Origin of the sequence: Providencia vermicola (genome assembly GCF_020381325.1) — a bacterium.
Taxonomy (GTDB): domain Bacteria; phylum Pseudomonadota; class Gammaproteobacteria; order Enterobacterales; family Enterobacteriaceae; genus Providencia; species Providencia vermicola.
Genome location: NZ_JAGSPI010000011.1, coordinates 73,604 through 99,974, shown reverse-complemented (window position 1 = coordinate 99,974; position 26,371 = coordinate 73,604). Strand labels below are relative to the sequence as shown.

The following is a 26,371-nucleotide window of genomic DNA, read 5'->3' as shown; positions in this document are numbered from 1 at the left end:
CGAGATGGGCAAAAATTGATATAGGATCAGACCTATGAGCCTATTTTTTGGCAAGATGCTTATCATAACCCAAATAACGCATCAATAATATCAATGAATGTGATTATTGATTGTTGGATTTTTTTAAATTATGTGTATAGACAACATGTTACCCTAATTACTTCGAGCTGCTACTCTGATTAAGTAGTTACACGAAAACGGGCAAACAATGAATACGGGAGTCAGTATTGTGTTAGGTAAAATTCGTTCTCAACTCATCACAAAAGGCCCTTCACTTTTGAAATTGCCTTTAAAAGTGACCCCATTTGCTGTGCAACGTCAGGTACTTGAACAACTGTTAAGTTGGCAGTTTCGTGAGTCAGTAAAAGAAGGGGAGCTTGATTTTCTAGAAGGTAAATGGCTCAAAGTCGAGATCTACGATTTAGCATTGGTGTGGTTTATCAGCTTGCAAGACGGCCAACTTGTGGTTAAGAAACATGCAGAAGAAGATGTCAGCGTCAGCGGTAATGCCAATGATTTAGTGCTGATAGCAGCTCGCAAAGAAGACCCAGATACATTGTTTTTTCAACGTCGTTTGGTCATTGAAGGGGATACCGAGTTAGGGTTATACGTGAAAAACTTGATGGATGCTTTTGAGCTCGAAAATATGCCAGCGCCATTGCGGTTTGCATTATTGCAACTCGCTGAAGTGATTAAAACGGTACAAGACAACGAGGACGCAGAGCATAAAGTCCCTGCGTTGACCTCATGCTAATTCGGGTAGAGATCCCTGTTGATGCCATGGGTATTGATAGGTTACTGCGGGAAACCTTCCCAACGGAAGCGGAAGCTAACCTTGTTCAGCATCTACGTGAAGATGGTTTGCTGACATTGGGGGTTGTTGCGACCAATGATAATGGCGAAGTGATAGGCTATGTCGGTTTCACCCCTGTTGACCTAAATGGTGAAGACGTGCAATGGGTGGGGTTAGCACCTTTAGCTGTTAATAAAGCCCACCAAGGACAAGGTATTGCTGAGAAACTGGTTTATGAGGGGTTAGATAGCCTGAATGAATTTGGTTATGGTGCAGTGGTTGTGCTGGGTGATGAGCAATATTACTCGCGCTTTGGGTTTGCACAAGCGTCTAAACATAACATTCGTTGCCAGTGGCCAGAACTACAAGCTCACTTTTTAATTTGCGGATTAGAAAATGGTGGGATAGGCGAACAACAAGGTGATGTGGTTTATTCATCACATTTTGACAATTTAGCTTGAGCTAAATAAGCCGCCAAATCGCTAGGCTGGTCGGTGACCAGCCTTTCTTTTGTCTTTTTACTCAGTTGCTTAACTTTATATTCCATTTGGGATGCGGCTGAACGCGAACCGATCAGACATGAAAATGCTAATGTTAATGGCATTTTCCCCCTCAATGCTTTTGCCCCCGTTCCCGCTTTGTGTTGCTCAAACCGGCGCTGTACATCCGTCGTGATCCCACAATAAAGCGCGTTATTTTTCTCTCTAACTAAGTAGATATACCAGCTATTTTCTTTTAACTCGCTTTTTTCTGAGGTGATATTTGTCATTTTGTGCTGCTTTCTTAGTTAAAAACAATGGGTTAAAGACGAATATATTCGTTAAGGGAGTTATTTATAACACATTAATATATAAATAAAAAAGGCAATAAAGTTGTCACAAAGCTGTAACCTCAATATAGGTTATCATTCAATTTATTTGAATGACTATAGCAAAATATGCTAATTTTCATTCCAATTTAAAGCGCATAATATGATCCATATCACAGGGGGACAGTAAAAACCCCGATTAAAAATCAAGTTTACAAAAAGGAACATACGATGAAAAAATCAACATTATTTGCTGCTGCTTTAGCTTTAGGTGCTGCATCATTTGGTTCAATGGCAGCTGATGAAGTTCAACATTCTAGCCAACCTGCTGCAGGTTATGTCTCAGTGACTGGTGCAGTTAGCGTAAATGACCTGACCGCACAATTAGCCAAAAAAGCTGATGAAGCTGGTGCAACTTCTTTCCGTGTGATTTCTGCAAGCGGTGAGAATTCAATGAGCGGAACTGCGGCTATCTATAAATAAACTTATTCATCATATTTACTCGTCATACTTCGAGCCGTAGCGTTGTTGGCCGTGTTAATTCACTTGCCGCCTAGCTACAACTCGAATTATTTAGAGTAAAGACTTAGGTGAGATAGTCTAAAAAGCCAAGTTAATTAGAACCATTTTTAATTAGTTAGGCTATAGTAATAGCGAATTTTACGCCTACGTTCAGAACTGTTTTAACGAGCTCACGGAGTTATCTCCAAGAGCTTGTTCTGAACGGGTTTATATGGAAACCGCTATGACGCCTGAACAAACCTTAAAACACATCCAGCGCTATATTTCCCGCCAACACGTTTTTTCCCTATTCACTCATCATCACAATGATATCTGGCCTGCCAGTTGTTATTATGCATTTGATGCGAAAACGATGAGTCTGATTTTAATGACAGACCCGAATTCAAAGCATGGGCAATTGATAGCGGCTAATCCGCAAGTTGCTGGCACAATATCAGCGCAGACCAAAGCCGTTAATGCAATACAAGGTATTCAATTTATTGGTGAAATTGAAAAGCTTGAAGGGGAATTAGAACAGCAAGCTAGAAATATCTATTGCCGACGATTCCCCGTTGCCCTCTCGGCGAAGCTACCTGTGTGGCAGCTTCATTTAGTGAAGGTCAAAATGGTGGATAATAAATTGGGATTTGGCACCAAATTGCATTGGACCCGAGAAGCTTAGCGCAAATGGTGGATCACTTGATTCGAACTACCGCGCCAAATTAAGCGCGGGTCATGTAAATCTTGCTCAAACTTGCCGTCAACTAAGGTATTGACTAAGCTGACAACCTTTTGTTGTTCAAGCGTCAAATCACTCAATATGTATCCTGTCCATAACCAAATGTCTTTATCTGGGCAGACCGCTTTCACTCGCTTCACTAACTTGAGTACCGCTGGCAAATTAGCTGGGTGCAGAGGGTCTCCGCCAGAGAGGGAGAGCCCTTGTCGGCGGATACGCGTATCTTGCAAATCTTGAATAATTTGGTCTTCCATTTCTTGAGTGAATGGCACGCCTGAATCCACTCGCCACGTACTTTGGTTATAACAACCGCGGCACTGGTGGACACACCCCGCGACAAATAGTGTGCAGCGTGTACCTGGGCCATTAACCACATCAACAGGATAATATTGGTGATAATTCATACCATTAACCTATTTGACCATTACTTAGGTGTTTGATGCGTCGCTTCACTTCTTCTTGTTTACCTGCATTAAACGGGCGCGCATCTGGGCTACCTAAATAACCACATACGCGGCGGATCACTGAAACACGGTTGGTGTCATGGTTACCGCAAGCTGGGCAGGTAAACCCTTTGCTGGTACAAGAAAACTCGCCAGAAAAGCCACATTCATAACATTCGTCTATCGGTGTGTTGGTACCATAATAAGGAACGTGTTGATAGCTATAATCCCACACGTCTTCCAGCGCTCTGACATTATGTTGCAAGTTCGGGTATTCGCCGTAACAGATAAAACCGCCATTCGCGATTGCAGGGTACGGTGCTTCAAAGTCGATTTTGTCGTAAGGATTAACTTGTTTTTCAACATCTAAATGGAAGCTATTGGTGTAGTAGCCTTTATCTGTGACGCCGTTAATGACGCCGAATTCTGCGGTATCGATGCGGCAAAAACGGTCACACAAGTTTTCGCTCGGCGTGCTATATAAGCTGAAGCCGTAGCCTGTTTGTGCTTTCCACTCGTCGGTAGCTTGGCGTAAGCGAGCGACAATAGCGACTGCTTTTTCACGTAATTTTTCGTTGTCATACACGTGGGTTTCTGAACCGAATAGTGCATTGATCGTTTCATGTAGCCCAATGTAGCCTAAGGAAATTGATGCGCGGCCATTTTTGAAAATCTCAGCGACATTATCGTCTGCTTTTAGTCGCACGCCACAGGCACCCTCCATATATAGGATAGGCGCAACGCGGGCTTTTACGGTTTCTAAGCGGGCAATGCGCGTCATTAAGGCTTTTTTCGCGATAGCGAGGCGCTCATCTAAGAGTGCCCAGAATGCATCTTCACTCCCTTGCGCTTCAATAGCGATACGCGGTAAGTTTAGGCTAATGACACCTAAATTGTTGCGGCCATCATGAATTTGTTCGCCATTTTCTTCATAAATCCCTAAAAAGCTACGGCAACCCATTGGTGTTTTAAATGAGCCAGTGACATCAACAACACGATCATAATTGAGAATATCGGGGTACATGCGCTTGCTGGCGCACTCTAATGCTAATTGCTTGATATCGTAATTTGGGTCGCTAAGTTTGTGGTTTAGGCCATCTTTGATAGCGAAAACCAGTTTCGGGAACACAGCGGTTTTGCGGTTTTTGCCCAGGCCCGCAATGCGGTTTTTTAGAATAGATTGCTGAATTAAACGCGCTTCTTTTGATGTACCCAACCCAAAACCAAATGTAACGAATGGCGTTTGGCCATTAGCAGTATGTAGCGTATTCACTTCATACTCTAAAGATTGGAACGCATCATAACATTCTTTATCGGTACGGCTTTGCGCGTAACCTTCTGCATCTGCAATTCCCCACTCTTGTGCAACTTCTAAGTGTTTTTGGTAACTGATCGCCACATAAGGGGCTAAAATTTCATCAATTCGGTTGATGGTTGTACCGCCATAAATATGGCTAGCGACTTGAGCAATAATTTGTGCTGTTACCGCTGTTGCAGTTGAAATAGATTTAGGGGGCTCAATTTCTGCATTTCCCATCTTAAATCCATCAGTTAACATACCTTTTAGATCAATAAGCATACAGTTAAACATGGGGAAAAATGGCGCATAATCGAGGTCATGGTAGTGAATTTCACCTCTTTCATGAGCTAGAACGACATCGCGAGGTAAAATATGCTGTTTGGCGTAATGCTTTGCCACAATCCCTGCGAGTAAGTCTCGTTGAGTTGGGATCACTTTACTGTCTTTATTGGCATTTTCGTTGAGTAAGGAAACATTACTTTGTTCAATCAATCCGCGAATATCATGGGTTAGTTGACTGCGTTTTTCACGCTCACTGTCCCTATCATGGCGATATTCGATATAGGCACGGGCTAAATCTTTGTATGGCCCTGCCATCAGTTGGTTTTCGACAGCGTCTTGGATCTCACCAATATCCACTTGGCTACGGTTGCAAAGTTGCTCAGTGACGATAGAGGCAACTTGAAGACAATAATCGTCATCCTTAACATCCACCGCAGCGGCAGCGCGCTTTACGGCTTCTTGAATCCTCGGAAGGTCAAAATTGACCTGACAACCATCTCTTTTAATGACAACCGTTCCCACTGTCTCTCTCCTTTTTAAGTTATCCACAGTGCTAACGGCGTTATCCGTTATCTTCCTACTGAGCGTCTTTCTGTGGATAAAATGTGAATAAATACTACATATTGTGTCTTTGGTGGTAATTAAAGCACAATATATAGGTTATTGCTTTTTTTTAGCTGACATTAGTTTGATCCAAAACAAAGAAAATAATTAAGTGCCTGAATATCCAAAGCGGGGCGCCGAAAATAAATGTTCTTGCGGGTAATAAAAAAGTTTAACTTAAGTTTCGACTCGGTTAATGGATGTGACGCAGTATTTGAGAGAGGTAATAAGCAGGAACAAGGGGATTGGAGAGAACAACACCCCACCGATATCATGGGGTGTCTATATTGAATTAAGCGTTATTTGCGAACGGCAATGGCTTCAATTTCAATTTTCACGTCTTTTGGCAGACGAGCAACTTCAACACAAGAACGTGCTGGGAATGGTGCGTTGTGTTGTTTGAAGAATTCTTCATAGGTTGCATTGACTGTTCCAAAGTCATTTAAGTCTTTAACGAATACAGTGGTTTTAACGATATCTGCTGCGGTTAAGCCTGCTTTTTCTAAAATTGCTTTGACGTTAGCCAGTGATTGGCGAGTCTGTGCAGCGATATCTTCAGGCACTTCCCCTGTTTTTGGATCAACAGGGATTTGGCCTGAAGTGATAACCATGCTACCCAAATCAACGCCTTGAACGTATGGGCCAATGGCTGCGGGTGCGTTTTCTGTATTGATTTCGTATGACATAATTACTCCGTTTCATCACGTAAGAGAAGCGACTCACCTAATATAACCTAGGCTGAGCCACATTTTTATGGCTATTAGGCGCTATTAAAACACGGATTGCGCCCAGACAACACCGAAGTCTACGCTGAAATAACCTATTGATTATTGATCACGGCGTCTCTATCGAACTCTTTTTCACAGAAACGGCAAGTCAGAGCGACTTCTTTGCCCACTTTTTTCACACGGAAACTGCTTGAAACGGGTTCATTGTGGCTAATGCAGTTGCTATTTGGGCATACCAGTACATTATCGATATGCTCTGGCAAGGTTAATTCTAATTTTTCAACAACTTGGTAATCTTCAATACGGTTTACGGTCGCTTCAGGCGCGTACATCGCCAGTTGGTTGGCTTGTTCAGGGGTTAAAAAGGTATTCTCAATTTTGATAATGTCTTTTTTACCCAGATTACTAGAGGGTAAATTTAGCCCAATAGTTATGCGCTCATCTGTTTTGGTCAATTTAAATAATTTCAGTAGCTTAAAGCCAATTTGAGCAGGAATATGGTCGATAACCGTACCGTGGCTAATGGCTTCAACTTGTAGTTTATGGTCGTGTGTCATGGTGTTGTCCTCCTCAGATAGCCAATTCTTTATTTAAAACCAGTGATAGCAACGCTTGGCGCGCATAGATGCCGTTACCTGCTTGCTGGAAGTAATACGCATAAGGGGTGCTATCAACATCGACTGTGATTTCATCGATACGTGGTAGTGGGTGCAAGACTTTTAGATTCGATTTTGCCGAGTGTAGGTCTTCAGCACGCAAGATAAATTGCGCTTTTACATTGGCATATTCAGATGGGTCGAGGCGCTCTTTTTGGACGCGAGTCATATACAGAATATCCAGCTCAGGCATGACTTCATCAATGTTATTATGTAGGCTGTAAGTCGCCCCTTTTTCTTCCAAAATATGCAAGATATGGTTTGGCATGGATAGCGCTTCTGGTGCGATAAAGTAGAAGTGATTGCCTTCAAACTTAGATAAAGCCTGCGTCAGTGAGTGTACTGTTCTGCCATATTTTAGGTCACCGACCATTGCCACTTGTAAGTTCTCTAAGCGGCCTTGTGTTTCTTGGATGGTAAACAAATCCAGTAGCGTTTGTGTGGGGTGCTGGTTAGAACCATCGCCCGCATTGATAACAGGGATTTTTCCCGCAAACTGGCTGGCTAAACGTGCCGCACCTTCTTGAGGATGACGCATCACGATTGCATCAACATATTGGCTGATAACCGAAATTGTATCTGCTAACGTTTCGCCTTTTTTCCCCAACGATGTATTCGTGCTATCAGAAAACCCTACGACAGAAGCGCCTAAGCGGTGGATCGCCGTTTCGAATGATAAACGGGTTCTAGTTGATGCTTCAAAGAAACAACTCGCAACGACTTTATGTTTTAGAAATTCAGGTTGTGGCTGTTTTTTTAATGACGCAGCCACATTGAGCACAAGCTCAAGGTCTGAGCGGTCTAAATCGTTAATCGAAATAATATCGCGAAGATATAAAGGATTCGGCATGGTTGTTCTCCTTTGTCAGCAAGACATGTTAGGTCTATAGGCCAAAAAAAAGCCCCTCAATGAGGGGCTTTTTTATGAATACGGAGGGGAAAAACAGGCTGTCCAGACCGCTCGAAGGCAGTGCGTTGGAGGTGTTCTGTGTAAAAAATACAGCAGCAGCGTTCATGGTTTCTCCCGACAAATTGTGGCGCATTATACGCATGTCTCCCGCTGACGCAAGCGTTTGCATAAAGAAAAATAAATTTTTTTTATTTTTTGTTTTTAGATTGAAAATTAAGCAAGAAGATAAAAAATTAAAAATCAGCAAGATGGAAAAATTTCCGCCGTCGTTATAGTCAGGGAATTACTTATGGGTAATCTATCGCCAAATTTCCTGCGATGTTAAACGAGTGTTCGCCATAATCTCCAACAGTATTTGGAGCGATTCTCACGAGTGCTGCATCGAGATAATAAATTTTTTGGTTTTGAGTCATCGTAATAGCAACACTTTTATTTGGTAGGATTGCCGCTCCCTGCCAACTCAGTTTGACGGCGTACGCTTTACTCGAAGTTTGGAATAACTGACTAGAATGGACACTTGCAGGGGCTGTAAATGATAACTGGGCATTCACTGTTGTTCTGCAGTCAATCGAAAGCGGAATTTTGTGTGTTCCAGTTTCTTGCCCCATTTTTTTAGAGGAAATAGGCCCATGAGTAAAATTTGAAAAAGAAGAGTTATCGGTGATTTGACATAATAATGGGGCATTTGAAAATGTTCCATTAATACGGATAGGCATATTTTGTGTTGCAGATAAAGAGTAAGGTGTAATACCGAATAATAATATCGATGGAATAAATATTTTTAGGTTAATGACATGCATTATAAATATCTCAAATAAAATAAGCGTTATTACTCATTTATTAGTATCAAACATTTTGAACTGAGTGATAATGCTACTCAGTTCAAAATGTAGGGATGATATATTACTGGTAAGTAATAGCTAAATTACCGATGATATCAAAAGTATGGTTACCAAAATCGTTTGGACTATTGGCGGATAAGCGTTTCATACTTGTTTGGAAAGTAATATGGTTAGTACCTTGAGCAATTTTAATATCATTAGACTGACCAGGTTTTACTTCGGTACTGTTGTATTTTAATTTAACGCCAAAAGCATCACTCGATGTTTTAAATACATCAGGTGCATTTGGTGCATTATTGGCACTGAACGTTAACTTTGCGTTGGCAGGAAATTCGCAGGTAAAGTTTAAATATCCTGAGCTTCTGTAGGATGTTTCATCACCCACTTTTTCTAGCGTGTTAATCGCGCCGAAAGCCGTAGTACTTTCAAGCTTAGCATCAGTACAAGGTTGGGTAACATTAGAGAATGTGCCTTTAATATTAATTGGCATATTTTGAACAGCGGATAGAGCAGGTAAAGAGACACAGACTAGTAATGCTAAACCACTTTTTTTTAGCAAATTCATGAAAAAATTCCTTTTAATTAATATTAAGATTAAATATTTTAGTCAATATATTATTTTTATTGAATAGAGATGGTGTAAATAAAGATATAATTTTTGGTTTAATGAACAATGCAAGGTTAAATTCTATTTTTAAACTGTGGTGGATTAATTGATTTAAATTTTTAGCATAAATACTTAATGATATTTTTTAATTTAATAATTTAATTTTAAATTGCACGTTTAATTACGTAAGTATTATTTTTATCTTTTATGGTTAATTTTGATGAGTTATTTAAAATAAGTTAAATGTGTTAAATTAATAAAACTGAATACAATATTAAAATAAAAGACAAAAACCTTATCGTTTTTTGGGGGGAATTTTTGACTCAATGTCGTTATCCCCTCAATCCAATAGCTGGCATTGAGGGGGGGTGAAGCTTAGAAAATATTATTAGGTAACTTAGGCGCCAATGTTGCTACCATTACGGCTTTAATGGTGTGTAAACGGTTTTCTGCTTGGTCAAAAACAATGCTATAAGGGGATTCAAACACGTCCTCGGTAACTTCTAAACCGCCGTACATATTGAATTCCTTGGCTAATTGCGCACCGAGCTTGGTGTCTTCATTGTGAAATGCAGGTAAGCAATGTAGGAATTTGACATTCGGGTTACCTGTTAACTTAATCACATCCATATTGACCTGATACGGTTTTAACAGGTTAATTCTTTGCGCCCAAACTTCCTTGGCTTCACCCATCGACACCCACACATCTGTATAAATAAAGTCTGCGCCTTTAACCCCTTCGGCAACATCTTCTGTGAGCGTGATTTTTGCCCCTGTGGTTTTGGCAACGTCTAGGCAAGTATCAATCAACGCTTGCTCAGGCCAGCAGCTTTTAGGCGCCACTAAACGTAAATCTAACCCCGTCAGTGCGGCGGCTTCTAACATAGAGTTACCCATGTTATTGCGCGCATCGCCTAAGTATGCAAATTTAATGTCAGAAAACGGGGTGTTTGGTCGGTGTTCTTGCACGGTAAGTAGATCGGCTAATAACTGTGTGGGATGGAATTCGTTAGTTAGTCCATTCCATACAGGCACTCCCGAGTGTGCGGCTAGTACGTCAACGGTGCTTTGTGCGAAGCCCCGATATTGGATACCGTCATACATTCTACCGAGGACTCTCGCAGTATCTTTCATGGTTTCTTTGTGGCCAATTTGGCTGCCTGAAGGCCCTAAATAGGTAACTCTAGCCCCTTGATCAAAGGCACCAACTTCAAAAGCACAACGGGTACGAGTGGAGTCTTTTTCAAAGATTAGGGCAAAATTTTTCCCCGCAAGCAGAGGTTGCTCTGTACCTGCTTTTTTTTCTGATTTTAACCATGCAGAAAGCTTTAACAGTGAATGAATTTCGTTAGAGGTGAAATCTAATAACCTTAGAAAATGCTTATTATAGAGGGGATTCATAAAATGCAGCCTTTTTTGATTGAATTAATATTCAATTTATATTCATAAAAATTCAAAATCAACCCCCAATGAAAAAGAATTATTCTGAAAAGTATGGTTTCACTGTTAACCCTATGGGAGAATGGCGCAGAGAATAGCGATAATGGAATAAGGGGTGTGGATATGGTTGATAAAGCGGAACTCGACGCGCAGTACGAAGAAACTCGTCTAATTATCGAAGAATTACTGGAAGATGGCAGCGATCCTGATGCACTGTATGCCATTGAGCATCACTTTTCGGCGGATAACTTTGCGTTATTAGAAAAAGCTGCGGTTGAAGCGTTCAAACTGGGCTATGAAGTGACAGATGCAGAAGAGCTCGAAATCGAAACGGGTGAAACATTAATGTGCTGTGATGTAATCAGTGAAAGTGCATTAAATGCAGAATTAATTGATGCACAAGTTGAGCAATTAATGAAATTGGCTGAAAAAATGGGTGTCAACTACGATGGTTGGGGCACTTATTTTGAAGATCCGGATGCCGAATATGATGATGAAGACGGTGACGATATCGAACCGGAAGACCGCGTTCATTAATTATTAGTCACATCATTCAAATACTTAAAAGGATAGCTAAAAACTATCCTTTTTTGTTTATGACAGAACTATAACGCCTTCAGCATCCGAATTTCACAGTCGCTATGGCCTGTGCTTCCGAGAGCTTCAGCAATAAATTCAAAGCCTAACTTTTCATACAGCTTAATGGCTGCTTGTAGTTCTTTTGTGGTTTCCAAATAGCAGCGAGTATAGCCTTGTGCTTTCGCAAACTCTAACGACATCAACACAATTTGCTTCGCTAAGCCTTTGCCACGTAGAACCGAAGACAAATACATTTTTTGTAGCTCAGCCGTTTTGTCATCACCACCTGCCAGTTGTGACACGCCGCCACCCCCGACAATCTCCCCATCCATTTCCACCACCCAGTAAGCGCTACGTGGTTGGCTATAAACTTCAAATAAGGTGTCTAAAATAGGATCAGCCACTGCGAAGCCTTTGTCCGCGGTTAAGCCATGCTCTGCAGAAACCTCACGGATTACTGCGGCAATCCCTGCATTGTCTTGTTGCTCGATAAGACGAACTTTGTAGTTTTGTGTTGTCATGTGAAACTCTTGATTATTATTGTGTACAACTCAGTGTAGAGAGAACCTGAAGGGCACTTCAATCTGAGAACTGCGAACGCAGTCTTTTAATGATACGCGAATTAGTCAGCAAGAAAAAGCCCTTATCCGCGAGCGAATAAGGGCTTTCAAACTCATTGATTAATCAATGATTATAAAGAGGCGATCGTCACTTTCTGTGCTTCAATTTTCGCTTTCGCTTCAATATTGGCAGCGAGGCGCTCACGTTCTTTTTCGACAACCGCTGCAGGTGCGCGGCTAACAAAACCGTCATTGGCCAGTTTGCTTTCGATAGTGTCGATTTCTTTCGTGACTTTTTCCAGTTCTTTATCTAAGCGCGCTAACTCTGCGTCTTTATCGACTAAGCCCGCCATTGGGATCAACAGCTCAGCACCGTTAACCAGTTTGGTCACAGAAACAGGGGCCTCTTCACCGTCCGCTAAGACACGGATTGTTGCAAGGCGAGCCATCGATTTAATAAAGTTTTGGTTCTCTTCAACGCGACGTTGTGCATCTGCTGAAGCGCCACGCAGCATGACATCCAGTGGTTTACCTGGGGAGATATTCATTTCAGCACGAATATTACGTACTGCAATAATCGCTTCTTTGATCCACTCAAGGTCGTTGAGCGCTAACTCATCCACTTTCGCCGTATCAAATTCAGGGAACGCTTGTAACATAATGGTATCGGCTTCGATGCCTTTAACCACTTTCACCCGCTGCCAGATAGTTTCAGTGATAAACGGAATAATAGGGTGTGCAAGGCGCAGTAAGCCTTCAAGTACTTCAATCAGCGTGAAACGTGCTGCACGAACTTGGGCTTCGTTACCTTTATGAACCGCAGGTTTAGATAGCTCTAAGTACCAGTCACAGAATTCGTTCCATGTGAAATCGTACAGGATATTCGCTGCGATATCATAACGATAGGTATCCAATGCTTCACGGTAGGCTTTAACCGTTTGGTTAAACTCTGCCATGATCCAGCGATCGGCTAGTGAGAAACTCATTTCGCCACCATTTTGCCCGCAATCTTGGTTTTCTGTGTTCATCAGCACGAAACGGCTTGCGTTCCAAAGCTTATTACAGAAGTTACGGTAGCCAGATAAACGCTTCATATCCCAGTTGATGTCACGACCCGTTGAAGCCAGTGCCGCTAAGGTGAAGCGCAGGGCGTCAGTACCGTGAGCTTCGATACCTTCTGGGTATTCTTTGCGAGTACGTTTAGCAATTTTTTCAGCCAGTTGTGGCTGCATCATGTTGCCCGTACGTTTTTCCAGCAGGTCTTCCAGTGAAATCCCGTCAATCATATCCAATGGGTCAATCACGTTCCCTTTGGATTTCGACATTTTTTGGCCTTCTTCATCACGAATAAGACCTGTCATGTAGACGGTTTTAAATGGCACTTGTGGCTCGCCGTTTTCATCTTTGATGAAATGCATGGTCATCATGATCATACGGGCAATCCAGAAGAAAATGATATCGAATCCGCTGACTAATACATCTGTTGGATGGAATGTTTTCAGGGCATCGGTATTTTCTGGCCAGCCGAGTGTTGAGAACGTCCAAAGGCCTGATGAGAACCAGGTGTCCAGCACGTCTTCGTCTTGGCGTAGTGCAACATCTGCCGCTAAATTATTTTCACGGCGAACTTCGTCTTCATCGCGACCGACGTAAACGTTGCCTTTTTCATCATACCATGCAGGAATGCGGTGACCCCACCATAATTGGCGAGAAATACACCAGTCTTGGATATCGCGCATCCAAGAAAAATACATGTTTTCGTATTGGCGTGGGACGAATTGAATTCGGCCATCTTCAACGGCTTTGATAGCGTCTTTCGCTAAAGGTGCTGTACGCACGTACCATTGGTCAGTTAGCATTGGTTCGATAACAACACCACCGCGGTCGCCATAAGGTACGGTTAAATCGTGAGGTTTAACTTCAACTAATAAGCCAAGTGAATCGAATTCAGCAACGATGGCTTTACGTGCAGCAAAACGTTCCATTCCACGGTAGTTTTCAGGAATTTCACAGCTATAGGCGGTAGAAGGGTGTCCGTTAGTATCAAAAACTTCCGCTTCGTGACGAACGTTACCGTCTAAGTCCATCATGTTAATCATGGTTAACTGATGGCGTTTACCTACTTCATAGTCATTAAAGTCATGAGCTGGGGTGATTTTTACGCAGCCTGTGCCTTTTTCCATATCTGCGTGTTCGTCACCCACAATTGGAATACGGCGATTAATAATTGGTAGAATAATTTCTTTACCAATTAAATCTTTATAACGTGGATCTTCGGGGTTAACTGCAACACCGGTATCCCCTAACATGGTTTCAGGGCGAGTGGTTGCAACCACTAAATAATCTTTGCCTTCAGCCGTTTTTGCGCCGTCAGCCAGAGGGTAGCGCAGGTGCCACATGGAACCTTTGATTTCACGGTTTTCGACTTCAAGGTCAGAAATCGCGGTATGCAGTTTTGGATCCCAGTTAACTAGGCGTTTGCCACGGTAAATCAGGTTTTCTTTGTACATGCGAACGAAAGCTTCTTTGACCGCTTTGGACAGACCTTCGTCCATGGTGAAGCGCTCGCGATCCCAATCAACAGAGTCACCTAAACGGCGCATTTGTTGGGAAATTGTGCCGCCTGATTCTGCTTTCCACTGCCAAATTTTGTCGATGAACGGCTCACGACCGTAATCGTAGCGAGTTTTACCTTCTTCTGCCGCGATTTTACGTTCAACCACCATTTGGGTTGCGATACCCGCATGGTCAGTACCCGTTTGCCATAAGGTATTTTTACCTTGCATACGTTGGTAACGGATCATGGTGTCCATGATAGTTTGTTGGAAAGCGTGCCCCATATGCAGGCTACCCGTGACATTCGGTGGTGGAATGACGACACAGAAACTGTCCTGGGTGGTATCCCCATTAGGTTTAAAATAACCGCTTTTCTCCCAATGAGCATACAAGTTTTGCTCAATCTCTGCGGGGTTATAGGTTTTATCGAGCGAAGGCTCATTCATTGGGCTATCTGGTTTCTTTTCCATCGTCTTTATATTCAGTAAGTTGGCGGCGTCGCCATAGTCAAATTGAAGCCGACGCTACGGTATGTTTTATACCGTTCACGCGCCAACTGTTTTAAAGTTTCATCAATAGGTACGAAGTCTATCACTTCATGGAAAGCAGTTGCAAAATCTGCGAACTGCGATTGCAAATTAATCAAAATATCCCGCGGTGTATTACCACGCTTTGTTGGCCAACAAATTTCAATCGGTGCACCATAACGAGGGCCTTCTCCAGCCAAATTATGCGGCACAAATTGATGAGGATCGCGTTGCCACAAAGCCTCATCAATCTTTTCGGCTTGCTGCTGTGTTTCACAAGCAATCAAAACCCGTTTCCCATGACGCCACATTTGTGCCGCAAGCTCACACGCTAACCATTCGTGGGCTTCAAGTTCAGATGATGGTGAAGGGTGTTCAAGTTGATAGAATATTGCTCTTTTCATTATGACCATCATTTGCTGCCTAGGCGCAACAACCTTATTGATAATACTCAATGCGCTAAATTATAACCTTTTTTGAATAGGCAGCAAAATAGCGTGTTTAGCGGTTAAATTAATCTAAAAATTAATCGAATAAAAAACAATATCCCGAATCGCTATTGCTCATCGGGATATTTTTACTAACGAGGTACAGCTCTGTCACTAAACGGGATTATTCATCACCATTTAAGCCAGCACGGTTCAGTAAGAACTGCGCTAACATGGATACAGGACGGCCAGTTGCCCCTTTTGCTGCGCCTGAACGCCATGCTGTCCCTGCGATATCGAGGTGCGCCCAGTTATATTTGGTCGCAAAACGAGACAGGAAGCAGCCTGCAGTGATAGCCCCAGCAGGACGACCACCGGTATTCGCTAAATCCGCAAAGTTTGGCGTGATTTGGTCAAAATACTCATCCGCTAACGGTAAACGCCATGCACGGTCACCCGCTTGCTCAGAGGCATTTAGCAGTTCATGTGCCAGAGGATTATGATTCGACATCAAACCTGTGTAGTGGCTACCTAAAGCAATCACACACGCACCTGTTAGGGTTGCGATATCGATAACCAATTCTGGGTCAAAACGCTCAACGTAGGTTAGCGCATCACATAACACCAAACGACCTTCTGCATCGGTATTTAACACCTCAACCGTTTGGCCTGACATGGTTGTGAGAATATCACCAGGGCGGTAAGCACGGCCACCTGGCATGTTTTCACAGCCAGCGAGTACCCCAATCACGTTAATTGGCAACTGCAACTCAGTGATAAAACGCATAACACCATAAACAGACGCAGCACCACACATATCGTATTTCATTTCATCCATGCCATCGGCAGGCTTGATAGAAATACCGCCTGAGTCAAAGGTTAACCCTTTGCCTAACAGAACAATTGGTTTGCTGTCTGGGTCTGGATTGCCTTTATACTCCATGATGGACATCAGTGATTCGTTCTGTGAACCTTGACCCACTGCGAGATAGGCATTCATACCCAATTCTTTCATTTGCTCTTCACCGATCACGCGAGTGGTCAGTTTGCTGTCTGAAAGGTCTGCTAATTGGCGTGCTTGAGACGCTAAATAACCTGCATTACAGATATTTGGCGGCATATTGCTCAAGTCTTTAGCGGCTTTAACACCCGAGGCGATAGCCAGACCATGAGAAATTGCGCGCTCACCGCTGGTCAGTTCACGACGAGTTGGTACATTAAAGACTAATTTACGCAGTGGACGGCGATGTTCTGTTTTATTACTTTTCAGTTGATCAAACACATACAGCGATTCTTTTGCTGTTTCGACGGCTTGACGGACTTTCCAGTAGTTATTGCGGCCTTTTACATGTAATTCAGTTAGGAAGCATACAGCTTCCATTGAGCCTGTTTCATTCAGGGTACTAATTGTTTTCTGAATAATTTGTTTAAATTGGCGCTCGTCTAACTCGCGTTCTTTACCGCAACCGATAAGTAGAATGCGTTCAGACAGAACGTTAGGTACATGATGGAGTAGCAGGGATTGACCTACTTTACCTTCAAGTTCGCCACGGCGCAGCAGGGCGCTGATATATCCGTCACTGATTTTGTCCAACTGTTCAGCAATTGGGGACAGACGGCGTGGTTCAAAGACACCGACAACGATACATGCGCTGCGTTGTTTCTCCGGGCTACCACTTTTTACACTAAACTCCATGCGTTCTCCTGAATCTTAAAGACAAAGGCCGATGCTCCCGCTAAAATTAGCGTTTCGCATGATCTACCTCATAGAGAATAAACTCTTTATGTTAAACTAACCATCTATACGCGAAATAACTCACGTTGTATGCTGTTTATCGCGAAACAACGTGAAGTATGGCAAGTATATCTGGTTTCACGAATATTAAGCATGTTCTGATATTTCAATCAGTATAGAGAATGCTTTTATATCATTCTAGCCATACAATAAACCAGAGTATATGTTAGTAAATGGCAGACATTGAACGAACTTAGCCATTTTCTTCCCAAAAGACAAGTTTTCACAGGCGTAATAAGCGTGATCATTATTAGATATTTGGTACGGGAAACCCTGAAAAGTCAGTTAGCCATACTTTTTGTATTGATGCTAATCTTTTTTAGCCAGAAGTCGATAGACATTCTGGGCGCAGCTGTTCAGGGCAATATTCCCTCAAACTTAGTACTTCCTTTGTTGGGGTTAGGTGTGCCCGAAATGGCACAGCTTATCTTGCCTTTAAGCCTATTTCTTGGGCTATTGATGACATACAGTAAACTTTACACTGAAAGCGAAATTACGGTGATGCATGCCTGTGGCTTGGGCAAAAGTGTGTTAGTTAAAGCCGCGTTGGTTCTTGCCGCGATCACCGCCATGGTCGCGGTTGCCAATATTACATGGATGCTGCCATGGTCATCGCAATATCAAGAACAAGTGCTTGCGGATGCAAAAGCAAACCCAGGGCTTGCGGCAATGGTGGAAGGGCAATTTAAAACCACAAAAGATGGCAACTATGTGCTGTATATTGGTGATGTTAAAGGAAGCAACTTTAAAAATGTTTTCCTCGCCCAGTTACGTGCGGCGAACGAACAGCGCCCTTCAGTTGTCGTAGCAGATAGCGGCTATATGAAAGAAGACCCAGATGGTCGCCAAGTGGTTGTGCTTAATGAAGGAACTCGCTACGAAGGAACGGCATTGCTGCGCGATTTTCGCATTACAGATTTTGTGAATTATCAAGCAATTGTCGATCATCAATCAGGTGAAACACGTAATGACCGTGTCGAGCAAAAAAATATGCTGCAGCTGTGGGAGGAAAATACCCCAGAGGTCAATGCTGAGTTTCACTGGCGTTTAACGATTGTATTCTCTGTGGTGGTCATGGCCTTGATGGTTGTGCCATTAAGTGAAGTGAACCCGCGTCAAGGGCGCGTGCTCAGTATGTTGCCTGCAATGTTGCTGTATTTAATTTTCTTCTTGCTGCAAAGTACCTTGCGTAATAGTGCAGATAAGGGGGATATTGACCCGCGTTATACCATGTGGGCGGTGAATTTAGGCTACTTGGTCTTGGCGGTGATCCTTAATGCGTGGAACACCGTTCCAATGCGCCGCATGCGTCTTAAATTGAGTAAAGGGGCGGCTTGATGTTTGGTGTTTTAGATAGATATATCGGGCGAACCATCTTAAATTCTATTTTGGTGACGCTATTTTTATTGGTTTCGCTATCTGGGATCATTAAATTTGTCGAGCAGCTTCGCAAAGTCGGTGATGGTGATTACACTGCGTTAAGTGCAGGGGTGTTCACCTTATTGACCGTACCAAAAGATATCGACATTTTCTTTCCGATGGCAGCGTTATTAGGTGCTTTAATGGGGCTTGGCGCGTTGGCCTCACGTAGTGAGTTAGTGGTCATGCAAGCCTCGGGTTTTACACGTTTGCAAATCGCCTTGTCTGTCATGAAAACGGCTATTCCTCTGGTGATTGTCGCGATGTTTATTGGCGAATGGGTTGCGCCTGCGGGTGAGCAATGGGCGCGAAATTACCGTGCAGAAAAAATTGTCGGTAACTCGCTAGTCGTGACAGATGAAGGAATGTGGGCGAAAGACGGTCGTGACTTCATCCATATTCAGCGCATTAACAATTCAACATCAATCCAAGACATTTCTGTTTATCGCTTTGATGAACAACAAAAATTAAAATCGGTGATGTTTGCTTCAAGTGGTGAGTATGATACCGCTAATCAGCAGTGGGTGTTATCACAAGTGGATGAGTCGATTTTAAGTAGTGAGAAAAAAATCACAGGTTCACAACGACTTAGTGTTGATTGGAAAACGAATCTGACCCCTGAAAAACTGGGAATTGTCTCTCTGAATGCGGATTCGTTATCAATCCGCGGACTGTATCAATACGTCTCATACCTTAAAGAAAGCGGCCAAGTGGCGGCGGTATATGAGCTAAGTTTGTGGAAAAAAATCTTAGCTCCGTTATCTGCGGCGGTCATGATGTTAATGGCGGTTTCCTTTATTTTTGGGCCATTACGTACCGTACCCATGGGTGTGCGAGTCGTATCGGGGATCGTCGGCGGTTTCTTATTTTACGTGCTAAACCAAGGGTTTGGTAACTGGAGCCTTGTCTATTCGGTTCCACCCATTATTGCTGCTATCTTGCCAAGTTTACTGTTCTTAATTGTCAGTATTGTCTTATTAGTCAAACGAAAATAATCGTTTTATTGTTGATAAAAGGCTGTGGATCTTCGGATTTCACAGCCTTTTTCCTTTATTAGCATTTACTCAGAAAATAGTTACCTAAGTTACTGATGAGTTCGAGTAATTTGGGTTGTGGCCGAAATAAGAGATATTGCTGCTTATTTCTTTCCGTTGCACTGATATATTCCCCTTTAACACCAATAACGTTCGAGCCGCTTCTATTGGCTAATTGTTGTGCATAAGAGAAAAATCCGCCATTGGCAGTATAGGATTTTTGTATAGAATAGGCACTTTCCCACTCTTTTCTTGTGAATTCTTTTTGCACTTGTTGGCGTGTATCACTGACCAGTTGCTTATATTCTTTTGTGTTTTCCAGCTTAATTTTATTTGTTTTTAATTGATGACAATTTAATTGGTTAAGGTCTATTTCGATACTTGCGGGTTTTTTAGGGGCAGGAAAAGCATTTTGGTGATTGTAAATATTTCTAAGCTGCTGCACTAATTCAGAGACGTTCCCTTGCTTAGTGGCTCTGGGGCGGAGTACATGAGGTAATAAAATAGAAGCGATTTTCATCTTAATTCCTGTCTTTGTCGTCGAAGAGGTTTTAAGAATATCGTTTAGATTGGACGAGGTATTACACAAAGCGCTGAAAGGAAAAACAGCCTGAACGAGTCAGGCTGTTGAGGTTGTTGACAAAGCAGGATAAAAGCGTGGTTTTTCCTACTTTGTGTTATCAGCCGAAAATCAATAAATTGATTTTCCTAATTTATTTTCAAAACCTGTTCAAACTGCAGTCAAACCTAATCGGTTTGTCAGCAGTTTGAACAGCCTGAATGGATCAGGCTGTTGTTGCAATTAACGTAAGAACTCGGGTAAATCCGCGTTTTAGGGTAGGGGTATAGCTCGCCATTGCCTGTAAAGCGTCGACGGTACCCTTTCAATGTTTTCCATACGCATGGTTAGATGAGAGGGATGCGACCAGATCATTGACGCCAACAGTTAACTTACTAAATTTGCTGCTATCCTTGCGTGTCATCACCACAAAGACCCCAATATTTTGTTGTGGGATCATCGCCATATAGGTATTAAACCCACCACCGCCACCTGTTTTTTGGTAAATGCCAGGAATGCCATTTTTCGGTTTCATATACACCCAACCAAGGCCTAACCCATCAGCATGACCTGCAACATCCATTCCTTTAATTTCTAACAGTTTTTCGCGTGGAAAATAAATACCCTGTTCTCGCGCAGCTGTAGCTTTACGCAGATTAGTATCGGTTGATAAAAACTGTTGCATCCACTTTTGCATATCCGCAGGGGTTGAGTACACACCGCCACTGCCAGCTGCCGCAAGGGTGTTATGACAAGGACTTGGTTTAGTCCCTTCCATTAAACGGGCGCATTGCGCATTACTTGGGGTATAGGTGGTTTCTGTCATTTTTGCAGGTGAGGTGACATAGTGGCTAAATAATTGCGGATATGGCTGTCCAGTGGCTTTTATCATCGCATCAGCCAATAAGTCATAAGCAAGGTTGGAATAGGCCGCTTCTGTCCCTGGAGTTGCATCTAACTTACCTGTTTTTAACCACGTCCAGCGGTTATCTTGTGTTGGCCAAATAAACACAGGGCGTCCCCATTTTCCGCCGGGCTGTTCACGCGGCAAACCACTTGTGTGGCTAGCAAGGTGATATAAACGAATAGGCTGCCCACTGGCGTTATCAGGTACTGTAACGCCTTGATAAGCGTACTGCTGCAGTGGATCAGTAATCAGCAGTTTTTTGTCTTGCTCAAGTTTAATTAATATTTCACTTGTCATTAATTTGGTAATTGATGCTATACGAATTAATGAATTTGGGCCTGGTTTCTTCCCATTCCCTGGTGCGGTTTCCCCATAATAACGGGATAACGTTTGGTTATTATCGATAACAATAATCGCCATACCTCGTGCATCACTTTCATTAAAAATACGATTAGCATATAAATCGACAATCTTAGCGACGCGCTCGTAAGTCCTTCTATCTCCCTCAAAAACCTGCCAATCTGAGGATTCAACATCATTACCTTGTAAAAACTTAGGTGTTTTTTCTGTCTTGGTTGAGCATGCCATTAAAGCAAGGGACAACGCAGATACAGACAGAATTTTTAGAAATGATTTCTTCATGTTTGGAGCCAGCCGATATGATTGTTTGTAAGTGGCTTTTCAGCCAATCTTATTTTTTCTTAGCGAAAATTCGCATTATTGCACCAATTAAGATGCCAATAACGACCCCTGTCGCTATCCATCCAACAAAACCCATAATAAAGCCTTTCAACATTGCACTTGATTGCGGTTAAACTAACAAAAATAATAGGCTATCGCTAGCCACCCAAGCATGGATACGATAAAAATAATTAGCAAAAAACTAACATACTCATAAATGAATATATAAACAAAAGAAGCTTTCCCACTCGCACACGATATTATTGTTCAATATGCTTTATTTTTAATCGAACAATCGTTCCTTGCACGAATAAGTGTTGCCAGTAGACACAAGGCAAGTATAATGGCAGCGTTTTCCAAGAAACACATCACTTCAGTGCCGGAGTGGCGGAATTGGTAGACGCAGTTGATTCAAAATCAACCGCCTTCGGGTGTGCCGGTTCGAGTCCGGCCTTCGGCACCATAAGAACATCAAGAGACGTCAACGGACGTCTTTTTTTGTATCTGAAATCCCAGTTTTACAAGGCTTTTCCCCACTTTTCAGTCTTCCCAAGTATACTAAGATCACCCTCCTTATTTTTGTCATACATAGTTGATCGCGCACAATACCCATCTATATGCCCGCTATAAAATAACTATTGAAATCAGAGAAGTGAAAAATACCAAAAATAAATTTCAAAAAAATTATTTATAACGTTAAGAAGCAATGTTAAGTGAGGCAGATATGGATAAAGCATTATCTGATGGATTACTCCAATCGGAGATCAGCCGTCGAAAACTAATGCAAACCGGTACGGTGGGCGGGCTCGCGCTTGCTAGTGGTGCATTAAGTTTACCTTTTAGCAATGTCGCCAATGCCAATGAAGCGACGCCAACCCCTGAAGAAAAAATTGTCTGGAGTGCGTGTACGGTTAACTGCGGAAGCCGTTGTCCGCTGCGTATGCATGTGGTGGATGGAGAAATTAAATACGTTGAAACCGATAACACGGGTGATGACGTGTATGGCGATAAACACCAAGTGAAAGCCTGCCTGCGTGGTCGCTCTATGCGCCGCCGTGTATATAACCCTGATCGTTTAAAATACCCAATGTTGCGTGTGGGCGCACGAGGGGAAGGAAAATTTAAGCAAATCACTTGGGAAGAAGCTTACGACCTAATTAGTGGTAACCTTAAGCGCATTATTAAAGATTACGGTAATGAAGCGGTCTATTTAAACTACGGTACAGGTACTTTAGGGGGGACAGTTGCGCGTTCATGGCCGCCAGCGAACTCGCCAATTGCGCGTTTAATGAACTGTACGGGGGGGTATTTAAACCATTACGGTACATACAGCACAGCACAAATTAGTTGTGCAATGCCATATACCTATGGCAGTGGTGCGGGTAATAGCGTGTCCGATATCGAAAATTCAAAATTGGTGGTGTTGTTCGGAAATAACCCTGCGGAAACACGGATGAGCGGTGGGGGGATTACTTACCAATTAGAGCAAGCCCGTGAACGTTCTAACGCACGAATGATTGTTATCGACCCTCGTTATACTGACACTGCCGCAGGGCGTGAAGATGAGTGGATCCCTATTCGTCCAGGTACTGATGCCGCATTAGTGGCAGGGCTTGCCTATGTGTTGATCACTGAAGATTTGGTTGATCAGCCATTCTTAGACAAATATTGTGTTGGATACGATGAAAAAACGCTCCCCGCGAATGCGCCGAAAAATAGCCATTATAAAGCGTATATTTTAGGGCTAGGGGATGACGGCATTGAAAAAACGCCTCAGTGGGCAGCAAAAATTACGGGTATTCCAGCCGATAAAATCATCAAATTAGCACGAGAAATCGGCAGTGCGAAACCTGCTTATATTAGCCAAGGCTGGGGGCCACAACGCCATTCTAACGGTGAACAAACTGCACGCGCGATCGCTATGTTGCCGATTCTAACGGGGAACGTAGGGATCAGTGGAGGAAATACAGGAGCGCGTGAAGGAAATTACGATATCCCATTTGAGCGGATGCCAACGCTTGAAAACCCCGTTAAAACCAGTATTTCCGTATTTTTATGGACGGATGCCATTGAGCGTGGCCCTGAAATGACCGCAACTCACGATGGTGTGCGTGGTAAAGATAAGCTGGACGTACCGATTAAATTTATTTGGAACTACGCTAGTAACAGCTTGATTAATCAGCATTCCGATATCAATAAGACTCACGATATTCTTCAGGATGATAAAAAATGCGAAATGATTGTGGTCATTGATAACCACATGACCGCATCGGCAAAATACGCGGATATCCTTCTGCCCGATTGCACGGCTTCTGAACAAATGGATTTCTGTCTCGATGGCGCAGCGAGTAACATGGGCTATGTGATTTTTGCTAGCCAAGCGATTGAGCCACGTTTTGAAAGTAAAACCGTGTATGAGATGTGTACGCAAATCGCACGTCGTATGGGGGTTGAAGAAAAGTTCACCGAAGGGCGTACACAGGAAGAATGGCTGCGCCATTTATATGAAATTTCAAGAGAAAAACTGCCAGAGTTACCAGATTTTGAGACCTTCCAGCAGCAAGGGATCTACAAAAAAATGAACCCGCAGGGGCATGTAGTGGCACATAAAGCGTTCCGCGAAGACCCGATTGCGAACCCATTAAATACCCCATCAGGTAAAATTGAGATCTACTCCGACCGTCTCGCCGATATCGCTAAAACGTGGACGCTTGAAGAAGGGGATCTTATTTCGGCTATCCCGATGTATTCCCCTGGCTTTGAAAGTCATGAGGATAAACTGACCGAGCAATACCCACTGCAGCTGAGTGGCTTCCATTATAAATCCCGTGTTCACTCCACCTATGGCAACGTTGATGTGATTAAAGCTGCTTGCCTACAGGAAATGTGGATCAACCCGATTGATGCTGCGCGCCGTAATATTAAAAATGGCGATATGGTGCGTATTTTCAATGACCGTGGTGAAGTGCATATCAATGCGAAAGTGACGCCACGGATTATTCCGGGTGTTGTCGCAATGGGGGAAGGCGCGTGGTATGCGCCAGATGAAAACAAGATAGACCACGGGGGAAGCCTTAATGTCCTGACCACGCAGCGTCCGTCGCCGCTGGCAAAAGGTAACCCGCAGCACAGCAATCTTGTTGAAGTGGCTCGGGTATAGGGAGGAGATAAATTATGACAACACAATATGGTTTTTATATTGATTCAGCCCGTTGTACGGGGTGTAAAACGTGCGAATTAGCGTGCAAAGACTACAAAAATTTATCTCCAGAAGTGAATTTTCGGCGTATTTATGAATATACAGGCGGCGACTGGCAAGAAGATAACGGCGTCTGGCACCAAAATGTTTTCAGTTATTACCTGTCAATTTCGTGCAATCACTGTGAAGACCCTGCGTGCGTCAAAGTATGCCCAAGCGGGGCGATGCACAAGCGTGAAGACGGCTTTGTGGTGGTGGATGAAAGTGTCTGTATCGGTTGCCGTTACTGCCATATGGCTTGTCCATATGGTGCACCACAGTTTAATGCTGAAAAAGGGCATATGACAAAATGCGATGGCTGTTATGAACGTGTGGCCGAAGGGAAAAAACCGATTTGTGCTGAATCTTGCCCGTTGCGTGCATTGGATTTTGGCCCAATCGAGGAGCTGCGCAAAACGTATGGCACCTTGGCGGAGATAGCGCCATTGCCTGAAGCGCATTACACCAAGCCAAATATTGTCATTAAGCCGAATGCGAATAGCCGTCCTGTGAACGACACCACGGGTCACTTAGCTAACCCAAGGGAGGTATAAGATGGGCAACGGATTACATGAATGGCCGCTGATCCTGTTTACGGTATTAGGGCAAAGTATTGCAGGTGCATTGATTGTGACTGGCCTTGCGTGGTTATCGACAGATGATAAACAGCAAAAACAGCGTATTGTGAATGCGATGCTGGCTTTGTGGGTGCTGATGGGCTTAGGTTTCTTGGCATCCATGATGCATATGGGGTCGCCGTTACGTGCATTTAACTCAATGAACCGTGTTTTTTCATCATCACTGAGTAATGAAGTGCTATTTGGCTCGCTCTTTTTTGCACTGGGGGGATTATGGTGGCTGCTGGCTGTGCTGAAGAAAATGCCTGAAGGGCTCGGTAAAATTTGGTTGCTTCTCACCATGGCGATGGGGCTGTTATTCGTCTGGGCGATGACTCGTGTCTATATGATAAGCACAGTACCGACATGGAATACGCCACACACCACGATTGGTTTCTTTATGACTGCCTTTGTGGTCGGGCCGATTTTAGGTACGTTGTTATTACGTATTGCTAAATTTCCGTGCCATAGTGGGCGGCTCGCATTGATCAGCATTGTGGCGTATGTGATTACGATTGCCTCTGTGCTGGTGCAAAGTGGTGAAATCGCACTGATAGCATCATCGGTACAACGTGCGAGTGCTTTAGTTCCTGATTTTGGTTCGCTGCAAATGGTGCGTTTAGTGGCAACAAGCCTTGGTTTGATTTTATGGATTTTACCGCTAATGAAACAAAACCAGCCATCCGTTATCAGTTTGTTTATTGGCACATTATTGGTATTGTTCGGTGAATTAATTGGACGCGGGCTATTCTATGGTCTACATATGACAGTAGGAATGGCAGTTGCCTAATCAGTAAAACACCTCGACGTAGGGAGCAA

Annotated in this window: 26 protein-coding genes and 1 tRNA gene; 12 read left to right on the top strand and 15 right to left on the bottom strand. The window is 43.2% G+C overall.

Going from position 1 to position 26,371, the window contains the following annotated elements:
• Nucleotides 1-229 precede the first annotated feature (229 nt).
• Nucleotides 230-754, top strand: coding sequence for a ubiquinone anaerobic biosynthesis accessory factor UbiT (ubiT, locus tag KDJ85_RS16300; RefSeq protein WP_225820622.1), 525 nt, complete (start codon nt 230-232; stop codon nt 752-754).
• On the top strand, nt 748-1,254 hold the full coding sequence (locus KDJ85_RS16295; protein WP_225820550.1) for a GNAT family N-acetyltransferase: 507 nt from the start codon (nt 748-750) through the stop codon (nt 1,252-1,254). Before ubiT ends, KDJ85_RS16295 begins: the two co-directional genes overlap by 7 nt.
• Here KDJ85_RS16295 and KDJ85_RS16290 read toward each other — a convergent pair.
• Nucleotides 1,224-1,562 (bottom strand): GIY-YIG nuclease family protein, encoded by a 339-nt coding sequence (locus KDJ85_RS16290; protein WP_225820549.1) that lies wholly within the window; start codon nt 1,560-1,562, stop codon nt 1,224-1,226. The genes KDJ85_RS16295 and KDJ85_RS16290 overlap by 31 nt on opposite strands.
• A 270-nt stretch (nt 1,563-1,832) precedes the next feature.
• Here KDJ85_RS16290 and KDJ85_RS16285 point away from each other — a divergent pair, with 270 nt between their 5' ends.
• Nucleotides 1,833-2,084 (top strand): YdgH/BhsA/McbA family protein, encoded by a 252-nt coding sequence (locus KDJ85_RS16285; protein WP_225820548.1) that lies wholly within the window; start codon nt 1,833-1,835, stop codon nt 2,082-2,084.
• Nucleotides 2,085-2,346: 262 nt separating this feature from the next.
• Complete coding sequence (locus KDJ85_RS16280) at nt 2,347-2,784, top strand: YhbP family protein (RefSeq protein WP_225820547.1); 438 nt, start codon at nt 2,347-2,349, stop codon at nt 2,782-2,784.
• Here the strand turns inward: KDJ85_RS16280 and nrdG are convergent.
• From nrdG to pyrB, 5 genes are all read right to left on the bottom strand, one after another.
• Nucleotides 2,781-3,245 carry an anaerobic ribonucleoside-triphosphate reductase-activating protein gene (nrdG, locus tag KDJ85_RS16275; RefSeq protein WP_225820546.1) on the bottom strand — a complete coding sequence of 155 codons (465 nt, stop codon included), beginning with the start codon at nt 3,243-3,245 and terminating at the stop codon, nt 2,781-2,783. The genes KDJ85_RS16280 and nrdG overlap by 4 nt on opposite strands.
• 4 nt (nt 3,246-3,249) lie before the next feature.
• Nucleotides 3,250-5,388 carry an anaerobic ribonucleoside-triphosphate reductase gene (gene nrdD / locus KDJ85_RS16270; protein ID WP_225820545.1) on the bottom strand — a complete coding sequence of 713 codons (2,139 nt, stop codon included), beginning with the start codon at nt 5,386-5,388 and terminating at the stop codon, nt 3,250-3,252.
• A gap of 380 nt (nt 5,389-5,768) precedes the next feature.
• Nucleotides 5,769-6,155, bottom strand: a complete 387-nt coding sequence (ridA, locus tag KDJ85_RS16265; protein ID WP_225820544.1) for a 2-iminobutanoate/2-iminopropanoate deaminase — start codon at nt 6,153-6,155, stop codon at nt 5,769-5,771.
• A 134-nt stretch (nt 6,156-6,289) separates the two neighbouring features.
• Complete coding sequence (gene pyrI, locus KDJ85_RS16260) at nt 6,290-6,754, bottom strand: aspartate carbamoyltransferase regulatory subunit (RefSeq protein WP_206083263.1); 465 nt, start codon at nt 6,752-6,754, stop codon at nt 6,290-6,292.
• 13 nt (nt 6,755-6,767) lie between these two features.
• Entirely contained in the window at nt 6,768-7,703 is a 936-nt protein-coding gene (pyrB, locus tag KDJ85_RS16255) for an aspartate carbamoyltransferase (RefSeq protein WP_206083264.1), read from the bottom strand.
• Nucleotides 7,704-7,777: 74 nt separating this feature from the next.
• On the opposite strand from pyrB, the gene KDJ85_RS16250 reads away from it, so the two are divergent.
• Nucleotides 7,778-8,038 (top strand): hypothetical protein, encoded by a 261-nt coding sequence (locus tag KDJ85_RS16250; protein ID WP_225820543.1) that lies wholly within the window; start codon nt 7,778-7,780, stop codon nt 8,036-8,038.
• A 12-nt stretch (nt 8,039-8,050) separates the two neighbouring features.
• Here KDJ85_RS16250 and KDJ85_RS16245 read toward each other — a convergent pair whose 3' ends face one another.
• From KDJ85_RS16245 to argF, 3 genes are all read right to left on the bottom strand, one after another.
• Complete coding sequence (locus tag KDJ85_RS16245) at nt 8,051-8,563, bottom strand: hypothetical protein (RefSeq protein ID WP_225820542.1); 513 nt, start codon at nt 8,561-8,563, stop codon at nt 8,051-8,053.
• A gap of 103 nt (nt 8,564-8,666) precedes the next feature.
• Nucleotides 8,667-9,170 carry a fimbrial protein gene (locus tag KDJ85_RS16240; RefSeq protein WP_225820541.1) on the bottom strand — a complete coding sequence of 168 codons (504 nt, stop codon included), beginning with the start codon at nt 9,168-9,170 and terminating at the stop codon, nt 8,667-8,669.
• Nucleotides 9,171-9,587: 417 nt separating this feature from the next.
• Complete coding sequence (gene argF, locus KDJ85_RS16235; RefSeq protein ID WP_225820540.1) at nt 9,588-10,613, bottom strand: ornithine carbamoyltransferase; 1,026 nt, start codon at nt 10,611-10,613, stop codon at nt 9,588-9,590.
• Nucleotides 10,614-10,775: 162 nt separating this feature from the next.
• On the opposite strand from argF, the gene rraB reads away from it, so the two are divergent.
• Nucleotides 10,776-11,189, top strand: coding sequence for a ribonuclease E inhibitor RraB (gene rraB / locus KDJ85_RS16230; protein WP_042845698.1), 414 nt, complete (start codon nt 10,776-10,778; stop codon nt 11,187-11,189).
• Nucleotides 11,190-11,257: 68 nt separating this feature from the next.
• Here rraB and KDJ85_RS16225 read toward each other — a convergent pair whose 3' ends face one another.
• The 4 genes from KDJ85_RS16225 to pepA all read right to left on the bottom strand — a co-directional run bounded on the left by KDJ85_RS16225 (nt 11,258) and on the right by pepA (nt 16,998).
• On the bottom strand, nt 11,258-11,752 hold the full coding sequence (locus KDJ85_RS16225) for a GNAT family N-acetyltransferase (RefSeq protein WP_225820539.1): 495 nt from the start codon (nt 11,750-11,752) through the stop codon (nt 11,258-11,260).
• Between the two features lie 170 nt (nt 11,753-11,922).
• Nucleotides 11,923-14,793, bottom strand: coding sequence for a valine--tRNA ligase (locus KDJ85_RS16220; RefSeq protein ID WP_225820621.1), 2,871 nt, complete (start codon nt 14,791-14,793; stop codon nt 11,923-11,925).
• Between the two features lie 35 nt (nt 14,794-14,828).
• Nucleotides 14,829-15,278 carry a DNA polymerase III subunit chi gene (locus KDJ85_RS16215; protein ID WP_225820538.1) on the bottom strand — a complete coding sequence of 150 codons (450 nt, stop codon included), beginning with the start codon at nt 15,276-15,278 and terminating at the stop codon, nt 14,829-14,831.
• A 208-nt stretch (nt 15,279-15,486) separates the two neighbouring features.
• Nucleotides 15,487-16,998 (bottom strand): leucyl aminopeptidase, encoded by a 1,512-nt coding sequence (gene pepA, locus KDJ85_RS16210; protein WP_219244848.1) that lies wholly within the window; start codon nt 16,996-16,998, stop codon nt 15,487-15,489.
• Between the two features lie 339 nt (nt 16,999-17,337).
• Between pepA and lptF the strand changes: the two genes are divergently transcribed.
• Together lptF and lptG are read left to right on the top strand one after the other, a co-directional pair.
• Nucleotides 17,338-18,435, top strand: coding sequence for an LPS export ABC transporter permease LptF (lptF, locus tag KDJ85_RS16205; RefSeq protein ID WP_225820537.1), 1,098 nt, complete (start codon nt 17,338-17,340; stop codon nt 18,433-18,435).
• Entirely contained in the window at nt 18,435-19,511 is a 1,077-nt protein-coding gene (lptG, locus tag KDJ85_RS16200) for an LPS export ABC transporter permease LptG (protein WP_206083281.1), read from the top strand. Before lptF ends, lptG begins: the two co-directional genes overlap by 1 nt.
• 58 nt (nt 19,512-19,569) lie before the next feature.
• Here lptG and KDJ85_RS16195 read toward each other — a convergent pair whose 3' ends face one another.
• Entirely contained in the window at nt 19,570-20,070 is a 501-nt protein-coding gene (locus tag KDJ85_RS16195; RefSeq protein ID WP_225820534.1) for a hypothetical protein, read from the bottom strand.
• Between the two features lie 364 nt (nt 20,071-20,434).
• Nucleotides 20,435-21,658: a D-alanyl-D-alanine-carboxypeptidase/endopeptidase AmpH gene (ampH, locus tag KDJ85_RS16190; protein WP_225820532.1), complete on the bottom strand. Its 1,224-nt coding sequence runs from the start codon at nt 21,656-21,658 to the stop codon at nt 20,435-20,437.
• A gap of 417 nt (nt 21,659-22,075) precedes the next feature.
• Here ampH and KDJ85_RS16185 point away from each other — a divergent pair.
• From KDJ85_RS16185 to KDJ85_RS16170, 4 genes are all read left to right on the top strand, one after another.
• Nucleotides 22,076-22,160, top strand: a tRNA-Leu gene (locus KDJ85_RS16185).
• 261 nt (nt 22,161-22,421) lie between these two features.
• Complete coding sequence (locus tag KDJ85_RS16180; RefSeq protein ID WP_225820531.1) at nt 22,422-24,857, top strand: DMSO/selenate family reductase complex A subunit; 2,436 nt, start codon at nt 22,422-22,424, stop codon at nt 24,855-24,857.
• Between the two features lie 14 nt (nt 24,858-24,871).
• Nucleotides 24,872-25,489 (top strand): DMSO/selenate family reductase complex B subunit, encoded by a 618-nt coding sequence (locus KDJ85_RS16175; RefSeq protein WP_206083314.1) that lies wholly within the window; start codon nt 24,872-24,874, stop codon nt 25,487-25,489.
• A 1-nt stretch (nt 25,490) separates the two neighbouring features.
• Entirely contained in the window at nt 25,491-26,342 is an 852-nt protein-coding gene (locus KDJ85_RS16170; protein WP_225820527.1) for a DmsC/YnfH family molybdoenzyme membrane anchor subunit, read from the top strand.
• The last annotated feature ends 29 nt before the right edge of the window (nt 26,343-26,371 follow it).

Bases quoted from the DNA above. Each gene is read 5' to 3' on its own strand.
- KDJ85_RS16295 (WP_225820550.1), top strand. From the start codon at position 748: ATGCTAATTCGGGTAGAGATCCCTGTTGATGCCATGGGTATTGATAGG.
- KDJ85_RS16290 (WP_225820549.1), bottom strand. From the start codon at position 1,562: ATGACAAATATCACCTCAGAAAAAAGCGAGTTAAAAGAAAATAGCTGG.
- KDJ85_RS16285 (WP_225820548.1), top strand. From the start codon at position 1,833: ATGAAAAAATCAACATTATTTGCTGCTGCTTTAGCTTTAGGTGCTGCA.
- KDJ85_RS16280 (WP_225820547.1), top strand. From the start codon at position 2,347: ATGACGCCTGAACAAACCTTAAAACACATCCAGCGCTATATTTCCCGC.
- nrdG (WP_225820546.1), bottom strand. From the start codon at position 3,245: ATGAATTATCACCAATATTATCCTGTTGATGTGGTTAATGGCCCAGGT.
- ridA (WP_225820544.1), bottom strand. From the start codon at position 6,155: ATGTCATACGAAATCAATACAGAAAACGCACCCGCAGCCATTGGCCCA.
- pyrI (WP_206083263.1), bottom strand. From the start codon at position 6,754: ATGACACACGACCATAAACTACAAGTTGAAGCCATTAGCCACGGTACG.
- pyrB (WP_206083264.1), bottom strand. From the start codon at position 7,703: ATGCCGAATCCTTTATATCTTCGCGATATTATTTCGATTAACGATTTA.
- KDJ85_RS16250 (WP_225820543.1), top strand. From the start codon at position 7,778: ATGAATACGGAGGGGAAAAACAGGCTGTCCAGACCGCTCGAAGGCAGT.
- KDJ85_RS16245 (WP_225820542.1), bottom strand. From the start codon at position 8,563: ATGCATGTCATTAACCTAAAAATATTTATTCCATCGATATTATTATTC.
- KDJ85_RS16240 (WP_225820541.1), bottom strand. From the start codon at position 9,170: ATGAATTTGCTAAAAAAAAGTGGTTTAGCATTACTAGTCTGTGTCTCT.
- argF (WP_225820540.1), bottom strand. From the start codon at position 10,613: ATGAATCCCCTCTATAATAAGCATTTTCTAAGGTTATTAGATTTCACC.
- rraB (WP_042845698.1), top strand. From the start codon at position 10,776: ATGGTTGATAAAGCGGAACTCGACGCGCAGTACGAAGAAACTCGTCTA.
- KDJ85_RS16225 (WP_225820539.1), bottom strand. From the start codon at position 11,752: ATGACAACACAAAACTACAAAGTTCGTCTTATCGAGCAACAAGACAAT.
- KDJ85_RS16220 (WP_225820621.1), bottom strand. From the start codon at position 14,793: ATGAATGAGCCTTCGCTCGATAAAACCTATAACCCCGCAGAGATTGAG.
- KDJ85_RS16215 (WP_225820538.1), bottom strand. From the start codon at position 15,278: ATGAAAAGAGCAATATTCTATCAACTTGAACACCCTTCACCATCATCT.
- pepA (WP_219244848.1), bottom strand. From the start codon at position 16,998: ATGGAGTTTAGTGTAAAAAGTGGTAGCCCGGAGAAACAACGCAGCGCA.
- lptG (WP_206083281.1), top strand. From the start codon at position 18,435: ATGTTTGGTGTTTTAGATAGATATATCGGGCGAACCATCTTAAATTCT.
- KDJ85_RS16195 (WP_225820534.1), bottom strand. From the start codon at position 20,070: ATGAAAATCGCTTCTATTTTATTACCTCATGTACTCCGCCCCAGAGCC.
- ampH (WP_225820532.1), bottom strand. From the start codon at position 21,658: ATGAAGAAATCATTTCTAAAAATTCTGTCTGTATCTGCGTTGTCCCTT.
- KDJ85_RS16180 (WP_225820531.1), top strand. From the start codon at position 22,422: ATGGATAAAGCATTATCTGATGGATTACTCCAATCGGAGATCAGCCGT.
- KDJ85_RS16175 (WP_206083314.1), top strand. From the start codon at position 24,872: ATGACAACACAATATGGTTTTTATATTGATTCAGCCCGTTGTACGGGG.
- KDJ85_RS16170 (WP_225820527.1), top strand. From the start codon at position 25,491: ATGGGCAACGGATTACATGAATGGCCGCTGATCCTGTTTACGGTATTA.